At 63.9% G+C, this 26,676-nt stretch carries 33 protein-coding genes; 14 read left to right on the forward strand and 19 right to left on the reverse strand.

Annotation, left to right across the window (positions count from 1 at the left end; translation table 11 throughout):
- The first annotated feature begins 9 nt into the window (after positions 1–9).
- The 3 genes from O2S87_RS00440 to O2S87_RS00450 are packed head-to-tail and all read left to right on the forward strand — an operon-like array spanning position 10 to position 1,970.
- Complete coding sequence (locus O2S87_RS00440; RefSeq protein WP_475406822.1) at positions 10–1,125, forward strand: aminotransferase class V-fold PLP-dependent enzyme; 1,116 nt, start codon at positions 10–12, stop codon at positions 1,123–1,125.
- Positions 1,118–1,390, forward strand: coding sequence for a DUF7967 family protein (locus tag O2S87_RS00445; RefSeq protein ID WP_475406823.1), 273 nt, complete (start codon positions 1,118–1,120; stop codon positions 1,388–1,390). Before O2S87_RS00440 ends, O2S87_RS00445 begins: the two co-directional genes overlap by 8 nt.
- 19 nt (positions 1,391–1,409) lie before the next feature.
- Entirely contained in the window at positions 1,410–1,970 is a 561-nt protein-coding gene (locus O2S87_RS00450; RefSeq protein ID WP_475406824.1) for a class I SAM-dependent methyltransferase, read from the forward strand.
- A gap of 30 nt (positions 1,971–2,000) precedes the next feature.
- Here O2S87_RS00450 and O2S87_RS00455 read toward each other — a convergent pair whose 3' ends face one another.
- Entirely contained in the window at positions 2,001–4,382 is a 2,382-nt protein-coding gene (locus tag O2S87_RS00455) for a heavy metal translocating P-type ATPase (protein WP_475406825.1), read from the reverse strand.
- Positions 4,383–4,418: 36 nt separating this feature from the next.
- Positions 4,419–4,604 carry a DUF8131 family protein gene (locus tag O2S87_RS00460; protein WP_475406826.1) on the reverse strand — a complete coding sequence of 62 codons (186 nt, stop codon included), beginning with the start codon at positions 4,602–4,604 and terminating at the stop codon, positions 4,419–4,421.
- 104 nt (positions 4,605–4,708) lie between these two features.
- Here O2S87_RS00460 and O2S87_RS00465 point away from each other — a divergent pair, with 104 nt between their 5' ends.
- From O2S87_RS00465 to O2S87_RS00495, 7 genes are all read left to right on the forward strand, one after another.
- The gene (locus tag O2S87_RS00465) at positions 4,709–4,867 is read left to right on the forward strand and encodes a cytochrome oxidase (RefSeq protein WP_475406827.1); all 159 of its coding nucleotides are present in this window, start codon (positions 4,709–4,711) and stop codon (positions 4,865–4,867) included.
- 239 nt (positions 4,868–5,106) lie between these two features.
- On the forward strand, positions 5,107–5,613 hold the full coding sequence (locus tag O2S87_RS00470; RefSeq protein ID WP_475406828.1) for a cytochrome c oxidase subunit II: 507 nt from the start codon (positions 5,107–5,109) through the stop codon (positions 5,611–5,613).
- Entirely contained in the window at positions 5,606–7,396 is a 1,791-nt protein-coding gene (locus tag O2S87_RS00475; RefSeq protein ID WP_475406829.1) for a b(o/a)3-type cytochrome-c oxidase subunit 1, read from the forward strand. Before O2S87_RS00470 ends, O2S87_RS00475 begins: the two co-directional genes overlap by 8 nt.
- Positions 7,393–7,614, forward strand: a complete 222-nt coding sequence (locus O2S87_RS00480; RefSeq protein WP_475406830.1) for a hypothetical protein — start codon at positions 7,393–7,395, stop codon at positions 7,612–7,614. Before O2S87_RS00475 ends, O2S87_RS00480 begins: the two co-directional genes overlap by 4 nt.
- Positions 7,611–8,339, forward strand: a complete 729-nt coding sequence (locus O2S87_RS00485; RefSeq protein WP_475406831.1) for a DUF7546 family protein — start codon at positions 7,611–7,613, stop codon at positions 8,337–8,339. The genes O2S87_RS00480 and O2S87_RS00485 overlap by 4 nt, the downstream gene beginning before the upstream one ends.
- 2 nt (positions 8,340–8,341) lie before the next feature.
- Positions 8,342–9,094, forward strand: coding sequence for a sulfite exporter TauE/SafE family protein (locus O2S87_RS00490; protein ID WP_475406832.1), 753 nt, complete (start codon positions 8,342–8,344; stop codon positions 9,092–9,094).
- 68 nt (positions 9,095–9,162) lie between these two features.
- Entirely contained in the window at positions 9,163–9,426 is a 264-nt protein-coding gene (locus O2S87_RS00495; RefSeq protein WP_475406833.1) for a hypothetical protein, read from the forward strand.
- Here O2S87_RS00495 and O2S87_RS00500 read toward each other — a convergent pair whose 3' ends face one another.
- Genes O2S87_RS00500 through O2S87_RS00510 form a run of 3 tightly spaced genes read right to left on the reverse strand, consistent with a single transcriptional unit; the run spans position 9,427 to position 11,238 of the window.
- Entirely contained in the window at positions 9,427–9,852 is a 426-nt protein-coding gene (locus O2S87_RS00500; protein ID WP_475406834.1) for a helical membrane plugin domain-containing protein, read from the reverse strand.
- A gap of 1 nt (position 9,853) precedes the next feature.
- Positions 9,854–10,999 (reverse strand): NAD(P)/FAD-dependent oxidoreductase, encoded by a 1,146-nt coding sequence (locus O2S87_RS00505; RefSeq protein ID WP_475406835.1) that lies wholly within the window; start codon positions 10,997–10,999, stop codon positions 9,854–9,856.
- Positions 10,996–11,238, reverse strand: a complete 243-nt coding sequence (locus O2S87_RS00510; protein ID WP_475406836.1) for a sulfurtransferase TusA family protein — start codon at positions 11,236–11,238, stop codon at positions 10,996–10,998. The genes O2S87_RS00505 and O2S87_RS00510 overlap by 4 nt, the downstream gene beginning before the upstream one ends.
- A 216-nt stretch (positions 11,239–11,454) precedes the next feature.
- Between O2S87_RS00510 and O2S87_RS00515 the strand changes: the two genes are divergently transcribed.
- On the forward strand, positions 11,455–11,673 hold the full coding sequence (locus O2S87_RS00515; RefSeq protein ID WP_475406837.1) for a YgaP family membrane protein: 219 nt from the start codon (positions 11,455–11,457) through the stop codon (positions 11,671–11,673).
- Positions 11,674–11,754: 81 nt separating this feature from the next.
- Here the strand turns inward: O2S87_RS00515 and O2S87_RS00520 are convergent, their stop codons facing one another.
- Genes O2S87_RS00520 through O2S87_RS00540 form a run of 5 tightly spaced genes read right to left on the reverse strand, consistent with a single transcriptional unit; the run spans position 11,755 to position 16,348 of the window.
- Entirely contained in the window at positions 11,755–12,870 is a 1,116-nt protein-coding gene (locus tag O2S87_RS00520) for an inorganic phosphate transporter (protein WP_475406901.1), read from the reverse strand.
- A gap of 47 nt (positions 12,871–12,917) precedes the next feature.
- Positions 12,918–14,168, reverse strand: coding sequence for a M20 family metallopeptidase (locus tag O2S87_RS00525; protein WP_475406838.1), 1,251 nt, complete (start codon positions 14,166–14,168; stop codon positions 12,918–12,920).
- A 24-nt stretch (positions 14,169–14,192) separates the two neighbouring features.
- Positions 14,193–14,627: a YeeE/YedE family protein gene (locus tag O2S87_RS00530; protein ID WP_475406902.1), complete on the reverse strand. Its 435-nt coding sequence runs from the start codon at positions 14,625–14,627 to the stop codon at positions 14,193–14,195.
- A 17-nt stretch (positions 14,628–14,644) separates the two neighbouring features.
- Positions 14,645–15,136: a YeeE/YedE family protein gene (locus O2S87_RS00535; protein ID WP_475406839.1), complete on the reverse strand. Its 492-nt coding sequence runs from the start codon at positions 15,134–15,136 to the stop codon at positions 14,645–14,647.
- Between the two features lie 9 nt (positions 15,137–15,145).
- The gene (locus O2S87_RS00540) at positions 15,146–16,348 is read right to left on the reverse strand and encodes an MBL fold metallo-hydrolase (protein ID WP_475406840.1); all 1,203 of its coding nucleotides are present in this window, start codon (positions 16,346–16,348) and stop codon (positions 15,146–15,148) included.
- Between the two features lie 236 nt (positions 16,349–16,584).
- On the opposite strand from O2S87_RS00540, the gene O2S87_RS00545 reads away from it, so the two are divergent.
- The 3 genes from O2S87_RS00545 (at position 16,585) to O2S87_RS00555 (ending at position 17,906) form a co-directional block, all read left to right on the forward strand.
- A complete protein-coding gene (locus O2S87_RS00545) occupies positions 16,585–16,839 on the forward strand; it encodes a sulfurtransferase TusA family protein (RefSeq protein ID WP_475406841.1) in 255 nt (84 codons plus the stop codon).
- 1 nt (position 16,840) lies between these two features.
- Complete coding sequence (locus tag O2S87_RS00550) at positions 16,841–17,425, forward strand: DsrE/DsrF/DrsH-like family protein (RefSeq protein WP_475406842.1); 585 nt, start codon at positions 16,841–16,843, stop codon at positions 17,423–17,425.
- Between the two features lie 136 nt (positions 17,426–17,561).
- Entirely contained in the window at positions 17,562–17,906 is a 345-nt protein-coding gene (locus tag O2S87_RS00555; RefSeq protein WP_475406843.1) for an SHOCT domain-containing protein, read from the forward strand.
- Between the two features lie 8 nt (positions 17,907–17,914).
- Here the strand turns inward: O2S87_RS00555 and O2S87_RS00560 are convergent, their stop codons facing one another.
- Genes O2S87_RS00560 through O2S87_RS00600 form a run of 9 tightly spaced genes read right to left on the reverse strand, consistent with a single transcriptional unit; the run spans position 17,915 to position 26,554 of the window.
- Positions 17,915–19,708 (reverse strand): Na(+)/H(+) antiporter subunit D, encoded by a 1,794-nt coding sequence (locus O2S87_RS00560; protein WP_475406844.1) that lies wholly within the window; start codon positions 19,706–19,708, stop codon positions 17,915–17,917.
- Positions 19,708–21,498, reverse strand: a complete 1,791-nt coding sequence (locus O2S87_RS00565) for a cation:proton antiporter (protein ID WP_475406845.1) — start codon at positions 21,496–21,498, stop codon at positions 19,708–19,710. Before O2S87_RS00565 ends, O2S87_RS00560 begins: the two co-directional genes overlap by 1 nt.
- Positions 21,495–23,138, reverse strand: coding sequence for a monovalent cation/H+ antiporter subunit D family protein (locus O2S87_RS00570; RefSeq protein ID WP_475406846.1), 1,644 nt, complete (start codon positions 23,136–23,138; stop codon positions 21,495–21,497). The genes O2S87_RS00565 and O2S87_RS00570 overlap by 4 nt, the downstream gene beginning before the upstream one ends.
- Positions 23,131–23,496 carry a cation:proton antiporter subunit C gene (locus O2S87_RS00575; RefSeq protein ID WP_475406847.1) on the reverse strand — a complete coding sequence of 122 codons (366 nt, stop codon included), beginning with the start codon at positions 23,494–23,496 and terminating at the stop codon, positions 23,131–23,133. The genes O2S87_RS00570 and O2S87_RS00575 overlap by 8 nt, the downstream gene beginning before the upstream one ends.
- Complete coding sequence (locus O2S87_RS00580) at positions 23,493–24,089, reverse strand: MnhB domain-containing protein (RefSeq protein WP_475406848.1); 597 nt, start codon at positions 24,087–24,089, stop codon at positions 23,493–23,495. The genes O2S87_RS00575 and O2S87_RS00580 overlap by 4 nt, the downstream gene beginning before the upstream one ends.
- On the reverse strand, positions 24,086–24,625 hold the full coding sequence (locus O2S87_RS00585; protein ID WP_475406903.1) for a DUF4040 domain-containing protein: 540 nt from the start codon (positions 24,623–24,625) through the stop codon (positions 24,086–24,088). The genes O2S87_RS00580 and O2S87_RS00585 overlap by 4 nt, the downstream gene beginning before the upstream one ends.
- A gap of 32 nt (positions 24,626–24,657) precedes the next feature.
- On the reverse strand, positions 24,658–24,978 hold the full coding sequence (mnhG, locus tag O2S87_RS00590) for a monovalent cation/H(+) antiporter subunit G (RefSeq protein ID WP_475406849.1): 321 nt from the start codon (positions 24,976–24,978) through the stop codon (positions 24,658–24,660).
- Positions 24,975–25,280, reverse strand: a complete 306-nt coding sequence (locus tag O2S87_RS00595; protein ID WP_475406850.1) for a cation:proton antiporter — start codon at positions 25,278–25,280, stop codon at positions 24,975–24,977. Before O2S87_RS00595 ends, mnhG begins: the two co-directional genes overlap by 4 nt.
- Positions 25,277–26,554, reverse strand: a complete 1,278-nt coding sequence (locus O2S87_RS00600; protein WP_475406851.1) for a monovalent cation/H+ antiporter subunit E — start codon at positions 26,552–26,554, stop codon at positions 25,277–25,279. The genes O2S87_RS00595 and O2S87_RS00600 overlap by 4 nt, the downstream gene beginning before the upstream one ends.
- Between the last annotated feature and the right edge of the window lie 122 nt (positions 26,555–26,676).

Below are 26,676 nucleotides of genomic sequence, written 5' to 3' on the forward strand. Positions count from 1 at the left end.
GTGTACCCTATGAAACCACGAGATCTACGGGCAGATGTTCCGGCGTTCGAGGAGTCGAGCTATCTGAACTTTGGGGCCCACGGCCCTAGCCCACGGCACGTCGTCGAGGCCGCCGCGTCGGCGCTCGCCGACCACGAGTACAGTTCTGGAGTCGACGACCCCTACACGACGGCGTTCGATGCAGCCGATCGCGCACGCGAAACGATCGCCGAGTTCATCGGCGCGAACGCCGACGAGATCGCGCTGACCGAGTCGACGACTGACGGTATTAATCGGATTGCAGGCGCGGTCGACTGGCAGCCCGGTGACGTGGTAGTCAGAACGGATCTCGAACACCCTGCCGGGATCTTGCCGTGGAAACGGCTCGAACGCGAGGGAATCGAGGTCCGTGTTCTCGAAACCCGAACGGGAAGAATCGATCTCGACGAGTTTGCCGACGCCGTTGCAGACGCACGCCTCGTCTGTTTCAGCGCACTTACCTGGACACACGGTACCCGGGTGCCAGTGAGCCAACTGGTCGACATCGCCGCCGACGCGGGGGCGTTGACCTTGGTCGACGCGGTTCAAGTGCCGGGCCAGCAGGCGATGGACGTCCACGCGTGGGGTGCTGACGCGGTCGCGGCGGCGAGCCACAAGTGGCTTTTGGGGCCGTGGGGCGCGGGCTTCCTGTATGTGAGCAGTGAGGCCGCCGCGGACCTGCGGCCGCGATCGGTCGGCTACCGGAGCGTCGAGGAGCCGACGGCTGACGAGATCACATATAAACCGGGCGCGCGGCGGTTCGAGATCGGCACCACGTCGCCGGCACCGCACGCCGGACTGGAGGCAGCTATCGAAACCATCGAGAAGATCGGCCTCGACGCTATCGAAACGCGAATCGAACGGCTCACTGATCGGCTCAAGACGGGCGTCGACGATGATCGACTTCTGAGCCCGCAGAGATACGAGTCGGGACTCGTCACCATCGCGGTCGACGATCCCGAATCGGTGGTCGAGCGGTTCGCCAACGACCGAATCGTCATCCGATCACTCCCGTACCCCGAGGCGATCCGCGTGTCGGTACACGCAGTCTCGACCGAGGCCGAAATCAATTCGGTCGTCGACCGACTGGAGGGCCAGTATGAGTGAACAAGTCCGCGTCTGGCTGGTCGAACGCACGTACTCGGACGACGAGCAGAACCTCATCATCCTCACGTACGCGAGTCCGGATGGCACGCGGGACCTCCGCAAAGAACGGGCGCTGACGAGTTTCGGTGATCACCGCGAGACACAGGTCAGCCTCACCGTCGACGAGTCTGACCTCGGGTTCGTCGACGACCCCGAGATACGCGAGCGGTACGCGGCCGAAACCGAACGGATGCGGGCCGAACACGATCCGGACGACAGCCTATAACGAACTACTACAGACAGCAATGGGATTTCATACATTTGACGCAGACAAGGCAGGACGACTCGAAGATGCAGCCAGACGCTACCAGTCGGTTTCGCGGGAGGAATTCCTCGGTGCGATCGCGCCGACCGGTGAGGAGTCCCTCGCGGATCTCGGCAGCGGGACAGGATTTTATACCGACGACGTTGCCCCTTACGTTGAGCGGGTGTACGCCGTCGACATTCAACCCGAGATGCACGAGTTCTACCGTGACAAGGGCGTTCCCTCGAACGTCGACCTCGTGACGGCTGGAATCGACGACCTTCCCTTCGAGAACGGCGAACTCGACGGCGCGTTTTCGACGATGACCTATCACGAGTTCGCAGGTGACGACGCCCTCGCGGAACTGGCACGGGTGATCCGGCAGGGTGGGCGGCTCGTGATCTTCGACTGGGCGGGGGACGGCGAAGGGCGGCGTGGGCCACCGGTCGACGAACGATACACCGCATCAGAGGCGTCGACCGCGCTTGAAGCCGCAGGGTTTGAGATCGTCGAAAAACGAACCAGACCCGATACGTTCGTGATCGTGGCTCGGCGGGAGTAGTCGCCGACTACTTTTATCTCAGTTATATACTCAGTCGACCGACCGAAGCGTTGAGTTCAGAACGACCAGGAGGCTGCTCGTGGCCATTGCGACGGCTGCGAAAAGTGGATTCAAGAGTCCAGTGGCCGCCAGCGGGATCGCAACCCCGTTGTAAACGAACGCCCACGCGAGGTTCTGTCTGATTCGACTCCGGGTCTTGGTGGCGATCCGGAAGATGGTCGGGACGGCCGCGAGGTCGCCGTCGACAACAATCACATCGCCCGCGTCGGTCGCCAGTTTCGTTCCGGTGGCCAGCGCAATCCCGAGATCCGCCGCGGCCAGCGCGGGGGCGTCGTTGCTGCCGTCGCCGACCATCGCTACGCGCCCCTTCGACTGGAGCCGCCGGATTGTCTCGGCTTTTGCTTCGGGCGGCACGCCAGCGAAGACGTGGTCGACACTCGAGTGGGCCTCGAACCGGCGGGTCGCCTCGCTGTCGTCGCCCGTCAGCACGACGATCTCGCGGTCGGCGTCCGCAAGGGCCTCGACGGTCGACTCCCAGTCGGCCTTGGGCTGGTCGCCGACGCCGATCACACCCCGAATCTCCTCGTTCCAGCCCACCACGACCGCCACCTCGCCCACATCCGTCAGTCGGTCGACCGATGGGCGGTGGTCGGCGGGATCGTCCCACCCCTCGAACAACGATGGATGGCCGACGAGCACCTCGCGGCCGTCGACCGTGCCGCGAACGCCCCGGTCGAGGGTGTCGACGGCGTCGACCGACGCGGCAGGCTGCAGTTGGCCGCCGTCGGTCAGTCCGTCGGCTGATCCGCCGTCGGTCGACGCCGTGGCGACGATGGCGTCGGCGATCGGATGCGCCGAGGCGCGTTCGACCGCCGCGGCCGTCGACAGCAGGTCGTCCGGATCGTCGGCTGCGACCTCAGTGACCCGCATCTCGCCGGTAGTCAGCGTCCCCGTCTTGTCGAGGGCGATCACGTCGACGTCGCCGCCGGTCTCGAAGAGGTCGTTCGAAGCGACGACTAGCCCGTGTTTGGCGGCCGTTCCGATCCCCTGGGCGACTGCCAGCGGCGTCGCCAACCCCAGCGCGCAGGGACAGGAGGCGATCACGACTGTCAGCCCGACCAGGAGGGCAGCGGTTGGCGAGCCGCCCGAAACGAGCGTCCAGGACGCCGCCGCCGCGCCGACTGTCAGGACCAGCGGGACGAAGATCGTCGCCAGCTTGTCGGCAAACCGCTGGGCTCCGGGCGAGCCGCTCTGGATCTCCCACAGCAGGTCGACGATCCGGTCGAGGGTGCTTTCGGCCGCCTCTCCGGCCCGAATCGTCAGCGGCTGGTCGGTGACCACGGTTCCGCCCCGGACCGCGTCGCCCGGCCGCTTGGTTCGAGGCAGCGATTCGCCGGTCACCAGCGCCTCGTCGACCGCGGCGACGCCCGAGGCGACCGCGCCGTCGACCGGGATTCGCTCGCCCGGCCGCACGAGCAACACGTCGCCCGGTTCGATCTCCGAGACCGAGATCACCGAACCGTCGGGCCGTCGGGCGTCGTCGACCTGAATCGCGGTCAGATCCGACAGCAGATCCGACGCCCGGCGCTTGATCGTCGACTCGTAGTAGGTCCCGACCGTGACGACGAGGACGATGGCGACGGTCACGTCGAAATAGAGGTCCGTTCGGCCGAGCAGCATAGCCAGCGTGCTGTAGCTGTAGGAGCCGAGCGCCGCCACCGAGACGAGCAGGTCCATGTTGGGTTGGCCCGCCCGGAGGCTGACGTAGGCCCCCCGGAGGATCGGATACCCCGTATAAAAGAGCACAATGGAAGTCAACAACCAGATCTGTGCGAAGAGATAGAGGCCATCGAGGCCGCCGAGGTCGACCAGCGGCTCGATGTCGAAGTACGTAGGGTATAAAAACAGGACGTACCACAGCATCGTCATCATGCCGAACAGCCCGCCGCCGATCAGGAATTTGACGACCTCGGTGTCCGCGGACGCCGGCTCCTCGTTGACCCCCCGCTCGGTGGCCTCGTAACCATAGCCCGAGACGATGTCGGGCAACGACTCGGGGGCGACGACTTCGGGATCGTAGTGAATCCGCATGGTGTCGGTCGCGTAGCTCGCCTCGACCGCGGCGATCCCCTCGTGGTTCGTGGCCGTCGACTCCAGGAAGGCTTCGCAGGTCGCACAGTGCATCCCCGAGACGTCCAGATACTGCTGGTCGCAGCCCGCCAGATCGGCCTCGGCGGGAGACTCCGAGCGAAGACGGTCGGCAGCCGCCTCGACGTCGAGTTCGTCGACGGCAGTCTCGTCGAGGGTTCGGGCGACTTCCAGACAGCCCCGACAGCAGTAGACGCCGTCGACGTGATCGTCGGTTATCGGTGGTGAGGGTGTGGGGAGATCACAGAGCGTGCAGTCGGTCATCAGTATGGTCCGTAATGTCGACGGCGGCTCATCCCGTCAGGCGTGGCTCGAATGACCATGACCAGCGTCGTCGACCGGGCTGAAGGCGAGATACAGCGAGGTGGCGATGATGACGACGTTGAGCAACGAGACACTTACGATCGGGTCCAAAACCAGCGCGTAGTAGCCTACTGCCGGGAGCGCGCCTAGACTCAGGAGGCTCGCAGTACGTGGTGATACCATTTGGTCGAAATACGTCAGTCATCCGCTTAGTATCTCGTTCGGATTCCCAGCCAGTGGGAATCCACGGGCTGATTTTATCATATGTGTACCAATTGCAGCCAACAATGTCCGGAGAGAACACAGTACGGGAAATCGGACACGAAGAGTTCGATCCGAAAGGAACGCTGGCGTTGATACTGATTTACTTCGGGATCCTCACCGTGATGTGGATCTTCATGTACTTCGTCGAGTTCCTCGGCAACGACCTGACGGTACTCGCCTAATCCTACTTCCGCGGTTTAGCAGATCGGCGTTCTGGGCTTGTTTTCGCCTGTTACAGAGAGAAGGTCTCTCCGTGGCGTCAGTGGCGTTTCAACAAAGGTAGGTTCCCACACTGGCTTTACGATGAAGTGAGTCCACTCGGTAACATCTCCCTGGTTTGTCGATGGAAACCGGGAGACTGCACCGCTCTCTAAAGAAACCGTGCTACTCGTTCAGGCTGAACCGCGGAAGTAGGACTAAGATGAACATTCACAGCTACGAGAAGCTCTGGCTGGTGTTGGGGATGGTAATGATCATCGGCTTCATCAGTACGGTCGTCTACGGGGCGACCGCGGTCGGCGTCGAGATGGTCAACGACGAGGGCGGGACGATCGACTCCACCGCCCTCGACGAGGACGACCGGTTCAACGAGCCGCGAGTCGAGGAAGTCGGCGAGAACGAGTACGAAGCCTACGTCATCGCCCGGCAGTTCAACTTCGAGCCCGATCCGATCGAGGTTCCGGCCAACAGCACGCTTACCATCTACGTGACCGCGCCGGATGTGATCCACGGCTTCGAGGTCGTCGGCACGAACGCCAACACGATGGTGATCCCCGGCGAGGTCTCAAAGCTCACCGTCGAGCTGAACGAACCGAAAGAGTACGGCATCGTCTGCAACGAGTACTGCGGCAACGGCCACCACACGATGGAGGGCAAACTGGAGGTCGTCCCGGAAGACGAGTTCGAGGAGGGTGACGAGGATGAGTGAGCAACTGACGGGCGCGCCGACGTTCCTCGATGAGTATCCACAGGAGGCTGCGGTGGTCCGGGCGGCGCTCTGGAGTTCGTTTATCGCACTCGCACTAGGTGCGGTCTTCGGGGTGATTCAGGCGCTCCACCGCACAGACATCTTACGAGTGATCGAGTCGGCGGACTACTACACCGTGTTGACCGCCCACGGCGTGCTAATGGTGGTTTCCTTTACGATCTTCTTCCTCGTCGGCCTCTTTACGTGGGCGATCGTCCGGAGCTTCGACCGGAGCGTCGAGTCCATCCGCTACACGTGGACGTGGTACGGGCTGATGGTCGTCGGGACGCTGATGGCAGTCGTCGCCATCCTCGGCGGCTTCGTCGAGAGCAGCGACATCAGCGCCGACGTGCTGTTTACGTTCTACGCGCCGATGCAGGCCCACCCGCTGTTCTACGGCGGGCTGGCGATCTTCGTCATCGGGACGTGGCTCGCGGGGGCCGACTGGTTCTGGTCGTGGCGCGCCTGGAAGGCAGAGAATCCCGACGAGCGCATTCCACTGCAGGCGTTCATGGTACTGACGACGATGCTGATGTGGTACATCGCCACGATCGGCATCGCCATCGCGGTCGTCGGCTTCCTCCTGCCGTGGTCGCTGGGGATATTCGACGAGATCAACCCACTGCTGACCCGGACGCTGTTTTGGTTCTGGGGCCACCCAGTCGTCTACTTCTGGCTCATGCCTGCCTACCTGCTGTGGTACACCGTCCTGCCGACAGTCGCTGGCGGTCGACTGTTCAGCGACCCCCTCGCACGGGTCGTCTTCGTCCTCTTTTTGCTGCTTTCGACGCCGGTCGGCATCCACCACCAGTACGTCGACCCCGGTATCTCGGAAGGGTTCAAGGCGATTGCGATGACCAACACGATGTTCCTGCTGCTGCCGAGCCTGCTGACGGCCTTTACGGTCGTCGCCAGCGTCGAACACGGTGCACGACAGCGCGGCGGTACTGGGTTGTTTGGCTGGCTGCGAGCGCTGCCGTGGCGTGATCCCGCCTTTACTGGGATGATGCTGGCAGGACTGATGTTCGCCGCCGGAGGATTCAGCGGAATGATCAACGCCGGGATGAACATCAACTACCTCATCCACAACACGCTGTGGGTGCCGGGGCACTTCCATCTCACCGTCGGCACCGCGGTCGCGCTGACGATGATGGCGGGGACCTACTGGCTGTGGCCCCAGCTCACAAACCGGCAACTGTACAGTCGACCGATCGGCCTGGCGCAGGTCGTCATCTGGTTCGTCGGCATGGGCCTGATGTCGAACACGATGCACGTCCAGGGGCTGTTCGGCGTCCCGCGGCGGACCGCCGAACCCCAGTACGAGGGCTTCGAGTTCGTCGCCTCCTTCGGCTCGATCACCGAACTCAACGTTCAGCTCGCCCTTGGCGGCACGCTACTGTTCATCTCGACGCTGCTGTTCGTCTCGAACATCGCGCTCAGCGAGGGCACGCCCAAACTGAGCGGTATTGGCACGCACCTCTCGGAGCCACTGTCGGGACCACAGGACTCTCCGGAGATCCTCGACAACCTGAAACTCTGGTTCGCTATCGCCTTCGTGCTCGTGATTCTGGCCTACATGCTGCCGCTGGCGAGCATCGTCGACCGCGGCGGGGTTCTCGGGCCGGGCGTCGAACCCGTCCCCATGCTCGTCGAGCCGCTACGGGTCGCCGCCCAGCCGCTTGTCGTCGCCGTCGAGCCGACGGCCCACCGAATCGTCGCCGCAGTCGGGAGCGTGATACTATGAAACGCGCCACGCAGGGCGGCATCCTAGTCGGCTGCGGCGTGCTGTTCGTCATCGTCTGGGAGATCCGCAGCGCGCTGGGGCTGCTGGCGGGAGTAGACACTAATCCCGGTGTCTACATGCTGCTAACGCTTGGCGTCGTCGGACTCACCGCGTTCGCCCTCGCCATCGGACTGATTGGCCTGCGTCCCGACCCGTCGACGGACGAAGACGCCTCATGAGCCACTCGCTCATCATCGGGGCTTCGACCATGCTCCGAGAGCAGCTCGACGGCTCGACGTCGACGGTCGCCCTCGTGGGTGCTGGTCTCGTCGTCGGAATCTACGCAGTGGCCACGAGCGCGTATCTCGCTGCCAGTCAGCCGATCATCACCGACCTCCGGGCGTTCGTCTACCCGCCGGTTTGGATGGCGGTGGCCGTGGGCGCGGCGCTCTGGGTCGACCGGACGGTTCGCCACCGACCGCGGCCGTGGCTCGGGCGGACGGTCGGGGTCGCCTACGTCCTCGGCCTCTCGTGGCTCGGCGGGCTGGTCGGTGTCAGTTCGGGGATGACCGCCGCCCGCGTGGTGTGGACGCTACCCGGCTGGGGACCGATCGTTGTCTACGACAACGGACTGCTCAGCCTCTCGGTCGTCCCGTTCGAACTCGTCGCCTACCTCGCGCTGGGCCACATCGTCGCGGTGCTGGTCGCCGCCTCCAGCCGCTCGGCGGGCCTCGCGGCCCTCGGGGTGGCCTCGTGTGTGAGCTGTACGGCTCCGCTGTTGGTGGCCGTCGGCGGCCTGCTTGGCGGCACGCAGGTGACGTCGATGGCGGCCTCGGCCGGCTACGACATCGCTACCGTCGTCTTAGTCGCTACCTTCGGCCTGCTCGTCCGGGCGGCGAGTCGATTCGCATCCGTCAAGGGAAGTCGAAGCCCACAATCCACCGACACCCAACCGAGGAACTAGCCGTGAGCCTCGGCGTCTTTTTCCTGATCGGGCTGCTCGGCGGCGCACACTGTCTCGGTATGTGTGGCCCGCTGGTGTCGACGTACGCCGAGCGCATGAGCGCCCAGTCGGGGACGCGCGAGGACCGACTCTCGATGTGGATGGTCCGCCAACACGGGCTGTTCAACCTCGGCCGGATGGTGAGCTACGCGCTCATCGGCGGACTGTTCGGACTGGCCGGATCGCTGGTCTTCATTTCGGTCCAGCAGGTGTCGACGTTCTACCGCGAACTCAACGTGATCGTTGGTTTCACCGTCGGAGTGCTCATCATCGCTGCTGGCCTCTCCTACCTCTTTCGTGGCCACGTTCCCTCGCTGCCGGGTGAATCCGTCTTCGGGCGGGTGACACGCGGGGTCCAGCGTCGACTCACCGCGCGGGTCGACGCCTACGTTGGCGGACCGAAGATCGTGGGGCTCGGCGCGATCCACGGCCTGCTGCCGTGTCCGTTGCTGTATCCCGCCTTTCTCTACGCGTTCGCCCAGGCCTCACCGGTTGATGGCGTCGTCTCGCTGGCTGCCCTCGGAGTCGGTACCGTCCCCTCGCTGTTCGTCTACGGGACGCTGTTTCAGTCGCTGTCGACACGAACACGGGTACGGGTCCACCGCGTGCTCGGGCTCGTGTTCATCCTGCTGGGCTACATTCCCCTCCAACATGCGCTGATGTTGCTGGGGATTCACCTGCCGCATCCACCGATTCCGTTCTATCAGCCGCTGTAACCTAGGGGATTCCCATGCAGTGAAAACGCCCATCCACTGATATATGATCTGAAGTAGACGCTCCGTGTATGACACAGGAGATCGAACCCGAAACGGAAGCCGCAGAGTCTTCGGAGACCGTCTTCGTCGTCATCGGACTCGCATTGGTCGCGCTGTCGGCAGTCGTCGCTGCTGTGGTCGTCTGGTACATGGTCGACGTGGCGGCACTGATCGATGCTGTGAACCCGGCAGCGATCGCCACCCTCGTCTTTTCGCTGGTTGTAGCCGTCGCCGCCAGCCGTAGCTCACGGTTCACCACTCGATTAATGAAGAAAAACCGGTCGGGCCAGTGATCAGTCTTTCCCGGACTGCGTCCGGCCGAGGGCCTTAGCGATCGCCAACAGATAGCCGAGGCCGCGGCGGAGCTCGGGATCGAAGATCGCTTTTATCAGGCCAACTGGTCCGACCGCGACCGTCTCCGAGCGTTCGGCGGCGGCGACACTGTCGAGCAGCGCGAGCAGACCGTCGCGGGTGTCCTCCTTGGCCGCGGTATCGGCCACCTCACCGAGCGCCGAGCCGGTTTCGGCCATCGACCGCACCATCTCGTCGGTCATCGCGCTCGTCCCGAGGTCGACCACATCGAGCAGTTCATTGACCGCGTCGAGTCGCCGGACGAACGCCGCGACCGCCTCGGGATTCTCCGCGATGGCGGCTTCGAGATCGGTGCTGTCGGCCATTTCTGTGGCTTCGCCGTCGACGACGTTTTCGCTGTCGGTCATCTCAGATCAACCCCCGTGCGGTGAGCCAGTAGGACTCGTTGTAGGCCAGTTTCGACCAGTGGAGCAGCCGCGAGGGTGTCGCGGGCGACGGTGGATTCTCGTAGTCGAACTCCACGAACGAGCCCGCGTCCATCCCGGTCTCGATGAAGCAGATGGTTTTGCCGTCGTAGGCCGCCGTCGGGGTCTGGCCGCGGATCTCGCTGGCGAGCCTCTGGCCCACAACTGCCGCCTGGTAGTGGGCGACGCTGCCCGCCTTCGGCACGCCAGTCGATGCGGCATCGCCCAGCGCGTAGACGTGCTCGGCAGCCTCGGCTTCGAGGCTGTGTTTGTCCACGTCGACCCAGCCCCGATCGCCGAGGCCAGCATCTTCTATCAGGTCGACCCCGCGGTGTGGCGGGATCGACACGAGCAGGTCGTAGTCGAGTTCGGCCCCCTCCATCGAGGTGAGGGTTTTGGCGTCGGGGTCGACCGAATCGGGGTTGAAGAACGTCTCGACGGCGATCTCGCGCTCGTCGAGCAGCGGCTGGGCCCACTCGGCGATGTTCGGATTGCCGTGGACGCGGTTGATCGGGTAGGTATAGGTGATCTCGATGTCGTCTCGGAGCCCTCGGTTGCGGAACCAGTCGTCGGCCATGAAGACGAACTCCAGGGGCGCGGCCGGACACATGTGCGGGCTGCCGATCACGCTGAGGACGAGGTGACCTTCGGTGAATTCGAGGAGCTCCTCGCGGAGTGCCAGCGAGCCCGCCTCGCTGTAGTAGTCGTGGCCGCCCTCGGCGAGGCCGGGGACCTCCTCAGGCGCGAGCGTCGACCCCGTCGCCACCACGAGGTAGTCGTAGCGCAGCGGCGTCGATCGCCCGCGTGTCCGAAGCTGCTGGGCGTCGGTGTCGATCCCGGTGACGCGATCCTCGTGGATCTCGATACGATTGTCGACCAGCTCTCGAAGGGGCCGTCGACCGTCTTCGGGCTCCCGCAGGCCGAAGGGAACGTAGAGCCACACCGGTTTGTAGACCTGGTCCGGCCCGTCGTTGATCAACGTGACCCGTACCTCGCCGCTGTCGATCTCCTCGTCGAGCCGGTCGGCCAGATCGTTCGCCAGCACCGAGCCGCCAGTGCCGCCGCCGACGATGATGATCTCCTCGGTCATGTTTTCTCCACGTAGATCTCGTGGTGCTCGTCGCCCTCTTCGACTGCAACGAGGTCGTTTCCGGCTTGGTCGACCCACTCGGGAACATCCGTGAGCGAGCGGTCGCTGTCGCTCAACAACAGGACCACGTCACCGGGGTCGACATCCCGAATCGCGCCGATAAGGTCCATCAGCGGCCCCGGGCAGGCCGACCCGCGTGCGTCGACCGTCTTCGTTGGCTCGATATCTAGTTGGGTCATGGGTACAGATAGATATTCGTACACCAAGGCATTAATATTGTGTGTCAGTTCCAATATTATGAGAACACATAGTTCGGCAACTGAATATCCGGCCGTGTCCTCTTTGTCGACATATACGGATTTCTCACCGATATCCGATCCAACTCCGCTAATAGTAGTGTACTTAAAATACATAACTATGCAAATCTTTTTGGGTTCAGCCGGTAATATTCGGGTATGGAATCAAATGTCGGTGGTCTCGACCGAACTGCACGCCTCGTCGGCGGGCTACTGGTGGCTCTCGTCGGGCTGGCGTCGCTTGCTGGCCTCGTCCCGCTGGGGTCGGCAGTGGGCGCTGGCCTCGCCGTCGTCGGCGCGATCCTGCTCGGGACCGGCCTCTCCCGGCAGTGTCTGGCCTACCGGCTATTCGGCGTCGACACCTGCAAACGGGCGTAGCTGAACGGTCGCAGTCGGCTTTTTATAAATATAGAGGAACGGTCGGTCGACTAGTGTCCTACCCATCAAATCGGCTCCGACCTACGGCACGAGGCGCATCACGCCGTAGCCGAGGACGAACGCGAGGGCGAACGAGCCGATCCACGCACCGAGTGTGAGGCCTATTTTCCGTCGGCTGATCGCGTCGCTCCCGCCGACGGCCGCGCCCGCGCCGACGATCGCGCTGACCATGATCTGATTGAACGAGACCGGGATTCCGTAGAGGACGGCGATCTGGGCGAGCACGAACGAAGGGAACAGCGCGGCGATCGACCGCCGCGGACCCAGCGAGGCGTAGTCCTGTGAGACGGCCTTGATCATCTGGGAGGCCCCGGTCCAAGAGCCGACCAACAGCCCCACGCCGCCGCCCACCGCCAGCGCCGAGACCCCGATCGCCGTCCCCTCGACCAGCGGGACCAGCGGGCCGACCGCCAGCCCAACCTGACTTGCCCCTGCCGAGAACGCGACCAGCCCGCCGAGGACGAGCAGAAAGCGCCGGAGGCCGCCCAGCCCGTTGCGGGCGATGTCGACCCGGACCGCCAACCCGACGATGACTGCGGCGACGAGCGAGATGCCCAGTTCACTGGCGAGGCCTGGAGCGAACCGTTCGGCGAGGACGGTCGACACAGAGGCCAGCCGGTCGCCCGATGCGAGCAGCGCGAACTCGATGTTGACGACGATCGCGCCGACAGCCGCGGCAAGGATCGGGACGCTGTCGCGTTCGTCGACCGACTGCCGGGGCAGCACACTCGCGATCCCATAGGCGACACCGCTGCCGACGAACGGCGTCAGGAGCCACATCGTTCCGATCTCGGTGTACTTCGCCCACGCGGGGTCGCCGCCGAGCGCGAGCCCCGCGCCGATGACCGTCCCGGTGACGGTGAAGGCCGTCGCAATGGGGTAGCCGGTAACGATGCCGATCGCCATCAGTCCGGCGGCGGTCACCAGCACCACGATCACCGCGGCGGTAGGCAAGGTGAGCCCGACAACGAGATCGCTGCCGACGGCCTCCGAGACGCTCGCGCCCTGTAGGGCAGCTCCCAAAAACCCGAGAATTCCGACGATGAACGCTGCCCGCATCACCGAGATGGCGTTCGCGCCGACCGCCGGGGCGAAGGGTGTCGCACCGCTCGACCCTGCGCCGATCGCCCACGCCATGAACGCGCTGGCCAGCAGGGCGGCACCGAACGGGAGCCAAAACTCGATCACGACGTGTACTCTGCAACGACCGCGGGCAAGCGCTCGTAGACGGCGGCGTTCCAGTCGAGGGCCTGCACCGTCGTGTACTCGTCGACCGCGTGGACCGTGTCGGTCCCGAAGGCGAACTCGACGGTCGGAATCCCGGCGTGCCGGAATTTTTTCGCGTCGCCGCCGCCGGTCGCGCTTCGCCGGTAAATCCAGTCGTCGGCCACTTCGGCGGCCGTTTCGGTGACTGCCCGGACCAGCGGACTGTCGACCGGCTCGTAGCTACCGACTGACCACCGAACGTTGGCGATCGAAACCGCCGGGTGGTCGTCGAGACACTCACGGATGTCCGCGAGAACGGTTGCGGTGTCGACGCCCGCCGTCAGCCGGATATCGAGTTCGGCCCGTGCCGCACTCGGAACCGTGTTGACCGCCTCGCCGCCCTCGATTCGTCCGAGATTGATCGTCGGATAGACGAAGAGGCTCTCGGCTTCCGACTGCCCCAGCGTCGGCTCGTAGTAGTCGGCCGACTCGGCGATGATCGGCCGCAACGCCTCGTCGACCGGCAACTCTCGAAGCGAGAGCCGCCGCCGAAGGTATTCGATGGCCGCCCAGAGCCGGTCGATCGCGTTCTTCCCGGCCATCGGCCGCGAGCCGTGGGCGGCGACCCCCTCGGCCGCCAGCGTGAGCCAGATACTGCCGCGGTCGGCGACCGTGACCGAATGCTGGCCCGCCGAGCAGGTCGTCTCGCCGATCACACAGGCCGCAGGGTCGAACTCGTCGAGGACGCCGCTGTCGACGAGGGTCGAAACGCCAGCCGCACCGCCGGTTTCCTCGTCGCTCACGATGGCGAACACGACCGTGACCGGCGGCTCGCGGTCGGCGGTGGCGAACCGCTCGGCAGTGTAGAGAATCGCCGCCAGCGGCCCCTTCATGTCGGTCGCCCCGCGGCCGTAGAGCCGGTCGTCGACGCGCTCGCCGAGCGGATCGTACGTCCACTCGGCGGGGTCGAACGGCACGGTGTCCATGTGACCGTTGTACATGAGCGTCCGGTCACGCTCGCCGGGTATCGTCGCCACGAGGTTCGGCTTGGCCGGATCGGTCGTGACCCGACGGACCTCGATACCGTGATCCAGAAAGGACGTCTCGATCCATGCGGCCAACTCGCGGGTGTCGCCCGGCGGGTTCTGGGTGTCGACCGCCAGCAACTCGCCGGCGATGTCGAGCAGCCGGTCGGTCGACGGGTCGCCGGTGGATGACTCGTAATTCATGGGAGGGTGCCTCAAATGGAGTGGTCAGTCGTCGCTCGGGACAGCTGCGGGTTCGCTCGCGGACTCGCTGCGCCAGAGACCCTGTGCGTACGCGCCGAGGAACATGCCCGCCAGCGCATACAGGATAGGCCAGTTGCCGACCCCGAGGCTGGCGTAGGCCGCCCCCGGACAGATGCCAGAGAGCCCCCAGCCGACGCCGAAGATCGACCCACCGAGCAGGACGTTTCTGTCGAAGGACTTGAGTCGACGCGCGTAGCGTCGACCCGTCAAGGGTGCGCTCCCACCGGTGGCCGATAGCGACCAGAACGCCAGCCCGGCGACGATCGAGCCGCCGAACATGACGAACAGCAGGCCGAAATCCTCAAACGTGAGAAAATCGATGACGACCTCCGGCCGCGCCATGTGGCTGAAGCCAAGGCCGAAGCCGAAGATCAGCCCGCCGACAGCGATCAGCGGCATGAACAACGGGTGTCGATTCACGGCGTCACCCCCAGTGCGGCGACGATGTTGGCGGTGACGATGGCGACAAGCAGGAACGTCACCACGCCCACCAGCGAGGTACGGGAGACCGAGCCGACCCCACAGATCCCGTGGCCGGAGGTACAGCCCTTGCCGATCCGGGTGCCGATCCCGACGAGAACCCCGCCGACGAACAGTCGCCACGGTGCGACCTCGGTGATCCATACTCCGCCCTGATAGATCAGCGCGTAGATCGCCGCGCCAGCGACGATGCTAAGCGTGAAGACGACCCGCCAGTCACGGGAGGCCCGATACTGCTGGAAGCGCGAGCGGTCAGACACGTAGGAGAGCGTCGACTCCAGGAACGTGCTCGCGCCCGCCGTGATCCCGGTGCCGAGGTAAATGACGGCCGTTCCCAGGCCAACGAGTAGCCCGCCGATCGCATACCGGGAGATCCCGTTGGGAAACAGCGTCTCGATCGTTCCGGCTCCGAGGAGGTCGGTGATCATTGGGAGTTCTTAGTCACCGCTAGTCAAGGCGTTTTGGCTGGCCGCGCAGTTGTTCGGGCCGAGTTCAAGCGTGAACGCCTCCTCGTCGTCGGGGTCCTGAAGCCCCAGATTCGTTTCGATGATGTCGACGTAGTTGGCCGGTCGGGGCGGCATGTCGGCGAGGATGGTCTCAACGAAGTCGGCTTCGTTCATCGAGAGGGCGTCCATTCGGTCGACCAAGTCGCCGAGCGGCGCGGTGTAGGTCCCGTCGGCTGCTGGCTCGGCTGCGTCGCTGTAGTGGGCTCCACCGATCAGCGTCTCGTCGTCCTGTTCGAGGACGCGGTACTGCAGCGAGTCGTAGAGCACACGGGCGGCCTCCGGCGCGCCCTCGTCGCCGTCTTCGAGATCCGGCCGGGCAACGCTCTCGATGAACAGGCCGTCGCCCGTGGCAAGCAGCGAGCCGTCGACCAGATACGAGGTCATGCCCGTGGTGTGGCCCGGCGTGAACACCGTCTCGATGGTCGCCGAGCCCACGTGGAACTCGTCGCCATCCTCGGCCAGCGTCATCTCGTCGGCGTAGGTGACCCCGCGGTCGACTGCGGCCTTGGGAATCACACCCTCGACGCCCTCGGCGGCGAGTTCGCGGAGGCCGCTGATGTGGTCGGCGTGGATGTGGGTGTCGAGCGCGTATTTCAGGTCGACGCCCAGCTCGGCGGCGTCGTCGAGGTAGCGGTCGGTAAAGGCCCGTAGTGGGTCGATGATCGCGGCCTCGCCGTCGTCGTAGACGAAGTAGCCCAGACAGCCCGAGGAGGGTCGCTGGTACTGGATGAGCGTCCCCGTGCCCGCGTACTCGGTGACCTCGTGGGCCTCGTAGATGGAGGCCCAGCCGTTCATCCCGTCTTCGAGGTGGTCGACGTCGTAGCCGCGGTCGGCGAGTGCGCCCGCGACGTACTCGCTGGCTCCGCCTTTGGCACAGAGCACGGTGATGTGTTCATCGTCCGGGATTTTGGCGAGCACCGTGTCGTCGATCTCCTCGTCGAGGAACTCGAAGTACGGAATGTTGATTGTCTCGACGCGCTCGCCGTCGACGCGCCACTCCTCGTAGTCGCTTTCCATCCGTGAATCGAGGATCGTCACCGACTCACCCGCGTCGATTCGGGCTTTCAGCGACTCCGGGGAAATCGATTCGACGTCTGATTCGGGGGTCGGGAACCCCATTTCATCTGCGTCCATATACACCCCCATTTTACCACGGAATCGACTTAAGAGTTTGCATAGTAATTCTAAATTTGTGCAATACTATATCGGTCCTTGAGGTTGAAAACTCGATATTGCCTTGTGAAGCTGGTATTTAGAGCCCACACACGTCAGCGCCCGGTCGAGAGTAGTTCACTTCGACCACAACAATAAACACACTTATATTGATTGGCCCTATATTGTGTAGTAGGCCCAATACAGGGAACCAGATCATGAGCACGGAAACACCAACCACGACGGTCGATGTGAAAGGACAGAACTGCCCGATGCCAGTCATCAAGACGAAGGGAGCCTTCGACGGGCTCGCAGCTGGCGAGACCCTCGTGGTCGTCGCTACCGACTCCGGCAGCCTCAGCGACATCAAGGGGTGGGCCGAGTCGACGACCGACGCCGAACTCCTCGATCAGGAGGAGGCGACCGAGGGCGGCGAGGACATCTACAAACACTACATCAAAAAGGTCGAGTAAGATGAGTACGGACGTCACCGCCGGATCGGACGCCGACCCCTCGCCGGACGACGTGGCCGAGCTGCAGGTCCGTATCGAAGCGCTCGAAACCGAGCTCTCCGAGCTACGCAATGCGGTCGAAAACGGCCCGAAAAAGATGGTCATCATCGCCACCAAGGGGACGCTGGATATGGCCTACCCGCCGCTGATTCTGGCGTCGACCGCCGCCGCTTTCGGCTACGACGTGACGGTGTTTCACACGTTCTGGGGGCTCGAAATCCTCCACGAAGAAAAGTCGAAGCACCTCAAGCTGAGTTCGGTCGGCAATCCGAACATGCCAGTTCCCAACGTCATCGCAGCCCTGCCGGGGATGGACCGCATGACCACCCGGATGATGCGCAACAAAATCGCCGACAACGAAGTCGCCTCAATCGAAGAGCTGATCCAGGTGTCGCTCGACAGCGGCGTCGACCTGCAGGCTTGCCAGATGACGATCGACCTGCTGGGCTACGACGAATCGGAGTTCTATGACGGCGTCACCACTGGGGTCGGTGCGGCCTCAGCGTTCCAAGAGATGGTCGAAGCGGACATTCAGCTGCTCGTCTGAGCAGCAGGACGGTATCACGCGTAACGGTCCCTTTTGTCGATTCCTGTAGCCATCTCCGTGCCCAACAGGATACTGTCGACGTGAGTCATCCTCGCGACGAAATAGAGCTATTGAACTCGCAACCGACATCGTTGCCATGTCATCAACCACAACACTGCTCCGGCGGCTTCTCATCGTGGGTCTTGCACTTGTTCTCGTTCCGTTCGCGATGATGCTCCTTATGGGCCCGATCGTCGGTATCTGGGGTGGAAGCCATATGTGGACCGGTGGGATGCTCCCCGGGACAGGGCCGAACTGGGTGTGGCCGTTGCTGTGGTTGGTTCTTGTCGGCGGCATTGGCTACCTGCTATACACCCTTCTCCGCGGCTCCGACGACCAGCCGGATTCGGCTAACGAGGAGTTGCGTGCGGCCTACGCCCGGGGTGAGCTTTCGGACGAGGAGTTCGAGCGTCGACGGGAGCGACTGCGACGAGATGATTGAGGAGGGGATCAAGCCAGCAACAGAACCGCCAGCGCCATCGCCACGAGCGCAACCAACACGAACACACTGCGGCTGATCCCCAACCGGAGTTGGACTGGTTGGTCGTCGCTCCCGTAGCCGAACCGCTGGACGGTCGACTGTGGATCAGTCCCGACTCGTTTGGCCGCCGCGACCGTTCGCATGACCGCGCGGTCGACCGCCGCCCAAAGTTCGGTGACACCCACGACGAGCCCACGGCCGCCGTAGAACATCGCCGGGTTGTAGATCGCGTCGATATCGGGCATCCGACCCAGTTTCGACAGCGGCTTTTTGACGAGCGCAAAGCCGATCAGTCCGAGCACACCAAGGATCACGCCCTCGACGACGTGGGAGACGGTGTAGGTCGTATAGACCTCCTCGACGACCTCGGGGTCGGTGACGTCGAACGGCAGCAGGGCGAACAGCGAGGCGTCGGAGATGCCGTAGAAGACACAGAGCACCGCGACGAGCACCATCGCGATGGTCTGGCCCGCGTTGGCGTCGTCGACCTCCCGGTCGGATGGCCCGTGGAAGAAGGCGTAGTAGCCGAACTTGATGAACGACATGAACGTCCCGATCCCCCCGAGCAGCAACATCCATTCGAGCGTGTGGAACTCACCGATCGGCAGCGGACCCGCTCCGAAGGTGTAGTGTGCGCCGTCGATGATGATCCCCTTGCTCACGAAGCCGTTGAAGTAGGGAAAGCCAGCAATCGACAGCGCGGCCACCGTGAACGCCACGGCCGTAATCGGCATCTGGCGGGCCAGCCCGCCGAGCTTTTTGAGGTTCTCCTCGCCGGTCCGGTAGACGATGACGCCCGCGGTCATGAACAGCAATCCCTTGTAGAGAATGTTGTTGAAGACGTGGGCAAACGCCCCTGCTTGGGCGAGGCTCGTCCCGATCCCGACCCCGGCGATCATGTAGCCGACCTGCGACTGAATGTGATACGACAGCAGTCGACGCATGTCGTTCTGTAACAGCGCGTAGGTCGCCCCGAAGATGGCCATCGCCCCGCCCATGTAGGCGATGGCCATATGGCCGTCAGGGAACGCCCGGTACATGCCGTAGACGCCGGTTTTGGTCGTAAAGACACAGAGGAAGACGCTGGCGGCGATGTGCGGCCGTGGGTAGGTATCCGGTAACCACGTGTGGAGGCCAATAAAGCCGACATTAACGCCGATCCCGATTGCGGCGAGCGCGGCGGGCAGCCCAGCCGAGATTCCGGCTACCTCGGGGCCACCAGGGACCGAGGCAAACAGGAAGGTGCCTTTGTCGACGAACGTCTGGAGGATCGCGGCCATCAGCAGCGTGCCGCCGATCCCGTGGAAGATCGCATAGCGGTAGCCTGCCCGCACCGCCTTCCCGCGGTAGTGCCAGACTAACAGCGTGCTGGTGACCGCCATCAGCTCCCAAAAGAAGATCAGCGTCAGCCAATCACCCGCGAAGACAGCCCCGAAGCTTGTTGCGACGTACGATAGCGCGAAGCCGGTCTGGACGCTCTCAGCTTCGCTCGCGTACGAGTAGAGGACCGCAACGACGCCAGTCACGGCGAAGATGATCCCCATCAGGCGGGAGAACTCGTCGACGTTGAACAGGACGGCATCGAAGCCGAGGAACGCGGTTTCCAGATGTGCTCCATCCGGAACGAGCCACATCCACGCCAGCGTCACCGCCGACGCACCGATACCGAGGGCGTGGCCCGCTTTTCGCGGCAGTAGCGCAACGAGAACCGCGACCGCCAACAGGGCGACCCCCGGCGGGATCGCGGTCAGTGTCGTCGTCATCAGATCATCACCCCCGGCAGGTTACCGACGATCGTCTCGACGATCTGCAGGAAAACGACCGTGTGGGGGACGATCCCCAACAACAGCGAGAGAACCGCCGCGGTCAGGATGGGCCCGAGCATGAACCACGTGCTCTCGCCGCCGCGCCAGTCGCGTGTCTCCCAGCCACCTGGCGGCGGTCCGCCGTGGTGGTGGGTCTCATCGTGGCGCTTGTCGACGTGATCGACGTGCGAGGGATCGGGAATCCGTTTGACGGCCTGTTTCGGCCCCTCACTATCGGTTTCTTTTGAGGGGTTCGTCGAGTCACCGTCGACGCTCGAATCCGTGTCCTCACGCCGCCCGCCGTCGGCTCGGAGGCTCTCGCGGCCGCCGAACGGCCCTTCGAGCAGCGGTTTTTGATCGTGGTCTTTCGCCGACTCGAAAAAGGCCTGGTAGACGATGGGCCAGAAGTAGGCGATGTTGAGGACGCCCGAGACCAGCAGGACGGCGGCGAAGACGCCGTTGCCGCCGTCGAACGCGCCGATGACGATGTACCACTTGCTGACGAAGCCAGCGACGAGCGGAATGCCAGCCATCCCCGCGGCGGCAACACCGAAGGCGGTCATGGTGAGCGGCATCCGTCGACCGATGCCGGCCATGTCGCTGATATTGTCGGTGTGGGTCTCGACGTGGATGATTCCCGCACAGAAGAACAGCGTGAGCTTCATAAAGGCGTGGGCAGGGATGTGGAGCAGCCCTCCTATGAGGGCGTTACCCTCCAGCAGTGCGAGTCCGAGCACGATATACGAGAGCTGGCTGATCGTTGAGTAGGCCAGCCTACGCTTGAGGTTGTCCTGTCGCAGGGCGATAATACTCGCAACCGTCAATGTGATCGCGGCGATGATCGCGATCGGCAGGGCCATCCCGAGGTCGCCGAACGCCGCCGGGCCGAGATCGGCCAGCGTCGTAGGGCCGAACACGTCGAGGATGACGCGAGCGACCCCGAAGACGCCGCTTTTGACGACCGCGACCGCGTGGAGCAGCCCCGAGACCGGCGTCGGAGCGACCATCGCCGACGGCAGCCACTGGTGGAGCGGCATCAGTCCGGCCTTGACGCCGAAGCCGAGCGCCAGCACGATGAACGCCACCGAGGCGAGCGACGGATCGGCGTTTGCGAGTGCCGGAATGCCGCCCGCAGTGAAGTCGACGGTTGCGCTGTCGGCTCCGGGTGCCAGACTCGTCAGCCAGTATACCAGTACCGTCCCTGCAAGGACCAGCACGCCGCCACCGAAGAAGGTGTAGGCGAGGTACTTCCGGCCTGCGGCGCGGGCCTCCGGCGTCTCGTCGTGGGCGACAAGCGGGTAGGTCGCTACCGAGAGGACTTCGTAGAAGACGAAGATCGTCAGCAGGTTCCCCGAGAAGGCGATGCCGACCGCCGAGGCGACCGAGACAGCAAACGAGGCGAAGTATCTGGTCTGGTTATGCTCCTCAAGGCCGCGCATATAACCGATGCTGTAGAAGCTGGTAACGATCCACAGCAGGCTGGCGAGGGACGCAAACAGGACCCCGAGGGGATCAGCGCGGAGGACGAAGTCGACGCCCGGCAGCACGGTCCCGAGATTGGTAACGTACACGTCGCCAGCAAGCACGCCAGGCACCATGCTGGCGATAAAGCCGAACATCGAGACCGACGCGAGGATCGTCCAAGCTTCGCGGATGTTGGGTCGGCGCCCCGAGGCTAGAATGAGCGCGGCGGCGACGAACGAGACGGCGACGGCGGCCAGCGGACGAATAGCTGTGATTTCACTCATTGGAAGACCCTCCCGAAGACAGGGTCAAGCATCGCACCGAACAGGTCGACCGAGGCGAACAGTGCGACCGTCGAGACCGCGAGCACGGCGACGACCACGATTCGCTCGACGGCGACCGGGCCGCCCCGCCGGCCGTCGAACCGATCATCAGTGGCACGGCCCTCGTCGGCAGGAGGGTCGTCGTCAGCACCACGGCGGCTGTCGGCATCATGGCCACCGTCATCAGCATCGCGGCCACCGTCGGCAACGGGCGGTTCGGTGGCCACCTGCTCGTCTGCCTCGGAGGCCGACTCGTGTTCGTGGGTCGGGTCGGTCGACGAGTAGAAGTAGAGCCGCTCGATGAGTCGGGCGACGTAGGTCAGCGTCAGCAGCGTACTAACGAGGATCACGACCGCAACGGCCCACGAGCCCTCTTGGACCGCGCCGAGCGCGATGAACCACTTGCCGAGAATGCCGACCGACGGCGGAATGCCGACCAGCGCGAGACCGGCGACCGCCATCGCACCGGCGGTGACCGGCGCACGTTTGGCGAGTCCGGCGTAGTCATCTATTGTCCGCGCGCCGTAGGCTGTCGACAGGATGCCGGCCGACATGAACAGGGTCGCTTTCAGCAGGCCGTGGCCGACCAGATGGATGACCGCCCCGAAAAGGGCCGTCTGGCTAGTCAGACCGATGGCGGCGACAACCATCCCGAACTGGGCGACCGACGAGTAGGCGAACACGCGCTTGATCTCGGTCTGCATCGCTGCCAAAAGGCTGCCAACGACGATACTGATCGAGGCGAGAATCACCACGCCCTCCGAAATCAGCGGATTCGCCGCGAAGAAGTCAACCGTGTAGACGTCGAACGAGATGCGGATCAGTGCGTACGCGGCGGTCGTCGAGACGAGCGCCGAGATGTAGGCGCTCACCGTGTCCGGCGCGTGGGTGTAGGCGTCGGGCTGCCAGGTATGCAGCGGGAACAATGCGATCTTGAGCATGAAGCCGACGAGCATGAAGCCGAACGAGGCCTGGACAAGCGGATCAGTGTAGCCCACCTCGGCGAGCGTCGACTGGAGATCGAGCATGTTCAGCGTGCCCGTCGCCACGAGCGCGTAGCCAACGCCGATCAGGTACAAGGAGGCTCCCACGGTCCCCAAAAAGAGGTATTTCAGTGCGCCGTAGGCCGCCTCGCCGGTGTGGTCGCTGGCGACCAGCGCGTAGGTAATGAGCCCGACGATCTCGAGAAACACGAACAGGTTGAACAGGTCGCCGGTGAGCGCCATCCCGAACAGCCCACCCATGAGCAGGAGCAGCCCGCTGTAGAAGGCGTTGCTCTGGGGGCCGGTAGAGCGGCTGTAGACGAGCACGGCGACCGAGACGACGCCGATCAACAACGCGATCACCGCCGACAGCCCATCGCCGACGAGTTCGATACCGTACGGTGCTGGATAGCCAGCCATCTCGTGGATGAGTCGCTGGCCATCCGGTGTCTCGGCGGTGTAGATCTCCCACGACAGCAGCGCTGCCATGACCGTCGACGCGAGCGAGCCGACGAACGCGATCGGCCAGCCAGCGCGTTCGAACCGAAGGCCCAACAGCAGCGGGAACACCGCCAACAGCAGCGGAACGGTGACCAACAGCGCGAGCAGATCACTCATCGTTGATCACCTCCCGAAGCGCGTCGGCCCGAAGCGTGCCGTACTCGCTGTACAGGCGGATCGTCAGCGCGAGACCGACCGCAGTCAAGCTGATGCCGACCACAATCGCGGTCAACACGATCACCTGTGGCAATGGGCTGACAAAGGGCCCACTGCCTTCGAGAATGGTCGCACGGCCGCCAACGCGGTAGGCCGAGGTGATGAAGAACAGGAAAATCCCTGTCTGAAACATATTCAGCCCGATGACTTTCTTGACGAGGTTTTGGTTCGCGATGAGCATATACAGGCCAGTCGTCGACAACAGCACGAACAGCACGTAGGCGTGGCGCGTTGTCACCAGTGAAACGAGATCGGTCATTGGTCGGTGCCTCCCGTGGGGATGTCAGCGCCGTCTGCGAGCGTTTCGTCCGAGGGTTCGTCGACTCGTGGTGGTTCGTCAGCTGGTGGGGTGTAGCCGCCTGCGAGAGCGAAAAACAGCCCCATCAGGATCCCCGAGACAATGAAGGCGATGCCGAAGATCTCGACGCCCTCCATGCCGTACTTGACGAACTCGTAGTCGGCAAGCCCCAGTGCATCTCCGAGCAGTGGTTCGTACGCCGTATATTCGAGGAAGCTGCCGCCGAGCAACAGCGGCCCGAAGCCGATCGCACCGAACAACAGCACACCGGCCGTACCGAGTCCGACGACCGTGCTGTTGGCGAGCCACTGACGCGTCGACTCGATGCCGAACGCGAAGGCGATCATCAACACGACTGAGGCGATGATCGCTCCGCCCTGGAAGCCACCACCAGGGGTGTCCGCGCCGTGGAAGGTAATAAACAGGCCGTAGGTCATCACGAACGGAATAACGACTTTGACCGTCGTCATGATGACCTGGCTTTCGGTGTACACCGGCCGCTGTCTGAGCGTGCCGCCGCCGTCGACGCGGCTGGTCTCGCGGTCGTCGCTCACGTGGTGAACACCTCCCGGCCGAGCACCAGCAGGCTCGCGACGCCAGCGGCGAAGACGACGACCGCCTCGCCGAACGTATCGAACCCGCGGTAGGCCGCCAACACCGAGGTGACGGCGTTTTTGACGCCGGTTTCGTCGTAGGCGTTCTCAAGATAGTAGCCAGTGACCTCCGCGTTCGCGAGAATCGGCGAGTTTGGATCGCCCACCGCAGGGAATGACAGCAGCGAACCACCGACAACGAGTGCGAACAGCCCGCAGACTGCCAGCGCTGGCCAGTCGACCGGTTCGAACAGCCGGTCGGTCGCCGGGCGTGTCGTTTTGGCAATCGTCAACAACAGGAGGACGGTCGTTACGCCAGCGCCGATGGCGGCCTCCGTCAGTCCGACGTCGGGCGCGCGGTACACCGTATAAATAAGCGCGAGACCGAGGCTATAGGCCGCGAAGACGACGATCGCTGCCAGCACGTCGCGGAACAGTGCGGTGAGTACGGCGGTGATGAGCACGAACACGAACAGCGCGATCTCGATCGGCGTGATACCAACACTCTGGATGACCACGGTCGAGGAGGTCATCGGCGCTCGTCCCCCACGGTCCACGGCTCGATGCCCTCCTCGTAGGCCGCCCGCGCGATAGCGTGGGCAGCGGTCGGGTTCGTCACGAAGATGAACACGAGCAGGAGCACGGTTTTGATCGTCGCGGTCTCCCAACCGAGCGTCAGCGCGACACCCGCGAGGCCGAAGCCCGCGCCGAGCGTGTCGGCCTGCGAGGCCGTGTGGGCCCGCGAGAAAACGTCCGGCAGGCGGATAACGCCCACCGCCGAGACGAATGTGAAGAACAGCCCCACGAGGAGACAAAAGACGATGAGGGCGATCCGGATCTGTTCGATCATATGACACCCCCTCGTTCGACGGTGAACTTCGAGATGGCTATCGACATTAGGAAGTTCAACAGCGCGTACACCAGCGCGATGTCGAGGAACCACGGCTCGTCGAGCGCCGCGCCGAGCAGTGCGAGGATGATGACCGTGTTCGTTCCCAGCACGTTCACTGCCAGCACGCGGTCCTGATTGGTCGGCCCCTTGACCGCCCGGTACAACATGAGCACCGCGAGACTGACGAACAGCGCGGCAACCGAGACGAGAAACGCGCTGACGGTAACGCCACCGACGATGGTAGTTTCAACGAAGCTCATTGTTCATCACCGTCTCGTAGCTCATCACCGTCTTGGAGATCCGCCGGCGTCTCGTCGACGTCGGGGCGCGGAGACGGTTCCGATGACCCTGGCTGCTGGAGCACCTCGGTGTCACCACGTTCGCGTGGCGTGGGTACGCGGACGGCCTCGCGGCCATAGAAAACGAACCGAATCCAGCGTTCGAGCGAGCCGTCGAACAACCCCTCGCGGGCGAACGGCAACAGCGAGTGAACGTACAGGTCTTGGTTGCTTGCGGTTACCGTGAGCGTCCCCGGCGTCAGCGTGATACTGTTCGCAAGCGCTGTAAGCGGCGATCCCGAGCCAACCAGAACCCGGACTCTCGTCATCCGTGGATCGATCTCCATGGTAGGGTCCAAAATCACGCGGGCGACTACGAGGTTCGAGACGATGATCTCGTACAGCAGGTACGGCACGTACACCAATCCACGGAGGATTCGCTTGGGCGATTCGACGAGCGAGGGGTCGCGGTAGAAGCTCACTCCCGACAGCGTGAGCGCGACGACACCGGCCGATAGCAACCCCGTCACGAGGTCAAACGTCCCGCTAAACCCACCGAGAAGCTGATAGAAGACAAACGAGAGACCGAATATGGCCGAAAACCGCGTGAGGTTTGACTGACTCACCAGTCGACCGCGACGCGTCGGGCGTTCGACTGGGGCCTCTTCGATCCGGAGGTCGGTCTGTTCGAGTTCGAACTCCAGCGGTTGGAGCAGGGTCGTCTGGCCGACCAGCGAGTACTCGGGGTCGATCACGACGCGATGGAGGTCGTGTTCGGCGGCGTAGCTTGTTAGCAGATCGGCGTAGTCGGCGGGCGAAAAGAGGTAGGTATCGAGCCCGAGCAGGGCAGTCGTGACCGAGATCGAGTCGGGGTCGACGTCGGCGTCCTCACACTCGTAGCGCGCCCAGACCTCGATCTGTTCGAGCAGATCAGCCGCACGCTCGGTGTCGGCGGCCGTTCCCGGATCATCGTCGCGCCACGTCGCCAAAAACACGAAATGGACGGTCGGTTTTTCAGCAGCGTCGACCAGCACCCCATTGGCCGTCGCATCATTGACCATCTCCTCGTCGACCGTCGCACGGTCGGTTAGCGGTTCGTCGGCCGACGCTTCGTCAGCGTCAGCCTCAGTTTCCGCGTCTGTGGGAGGTTCAGCGAGGGCTTCGAGAAGCTCTTGGACGGCGTAGTCGACGGTCTGTCGGATCGTCGACGAGCGCTTGACAGGGACCAAGAGCCGCTCAGCGTCGTCACCCGCCATTGTCCTCCGACCCCGTGCGGTGGTTGGGTTCGCAGAGCGTCATAGAGATACTTAGTATATGAAACGAGGGCCGCCTCAAAACAATTCTTATCTGGGCTTCTCAGACTGTACTGGTTGGTATG

This window comes from Halohasta sp. A2 (assembly GCF_056175805.1).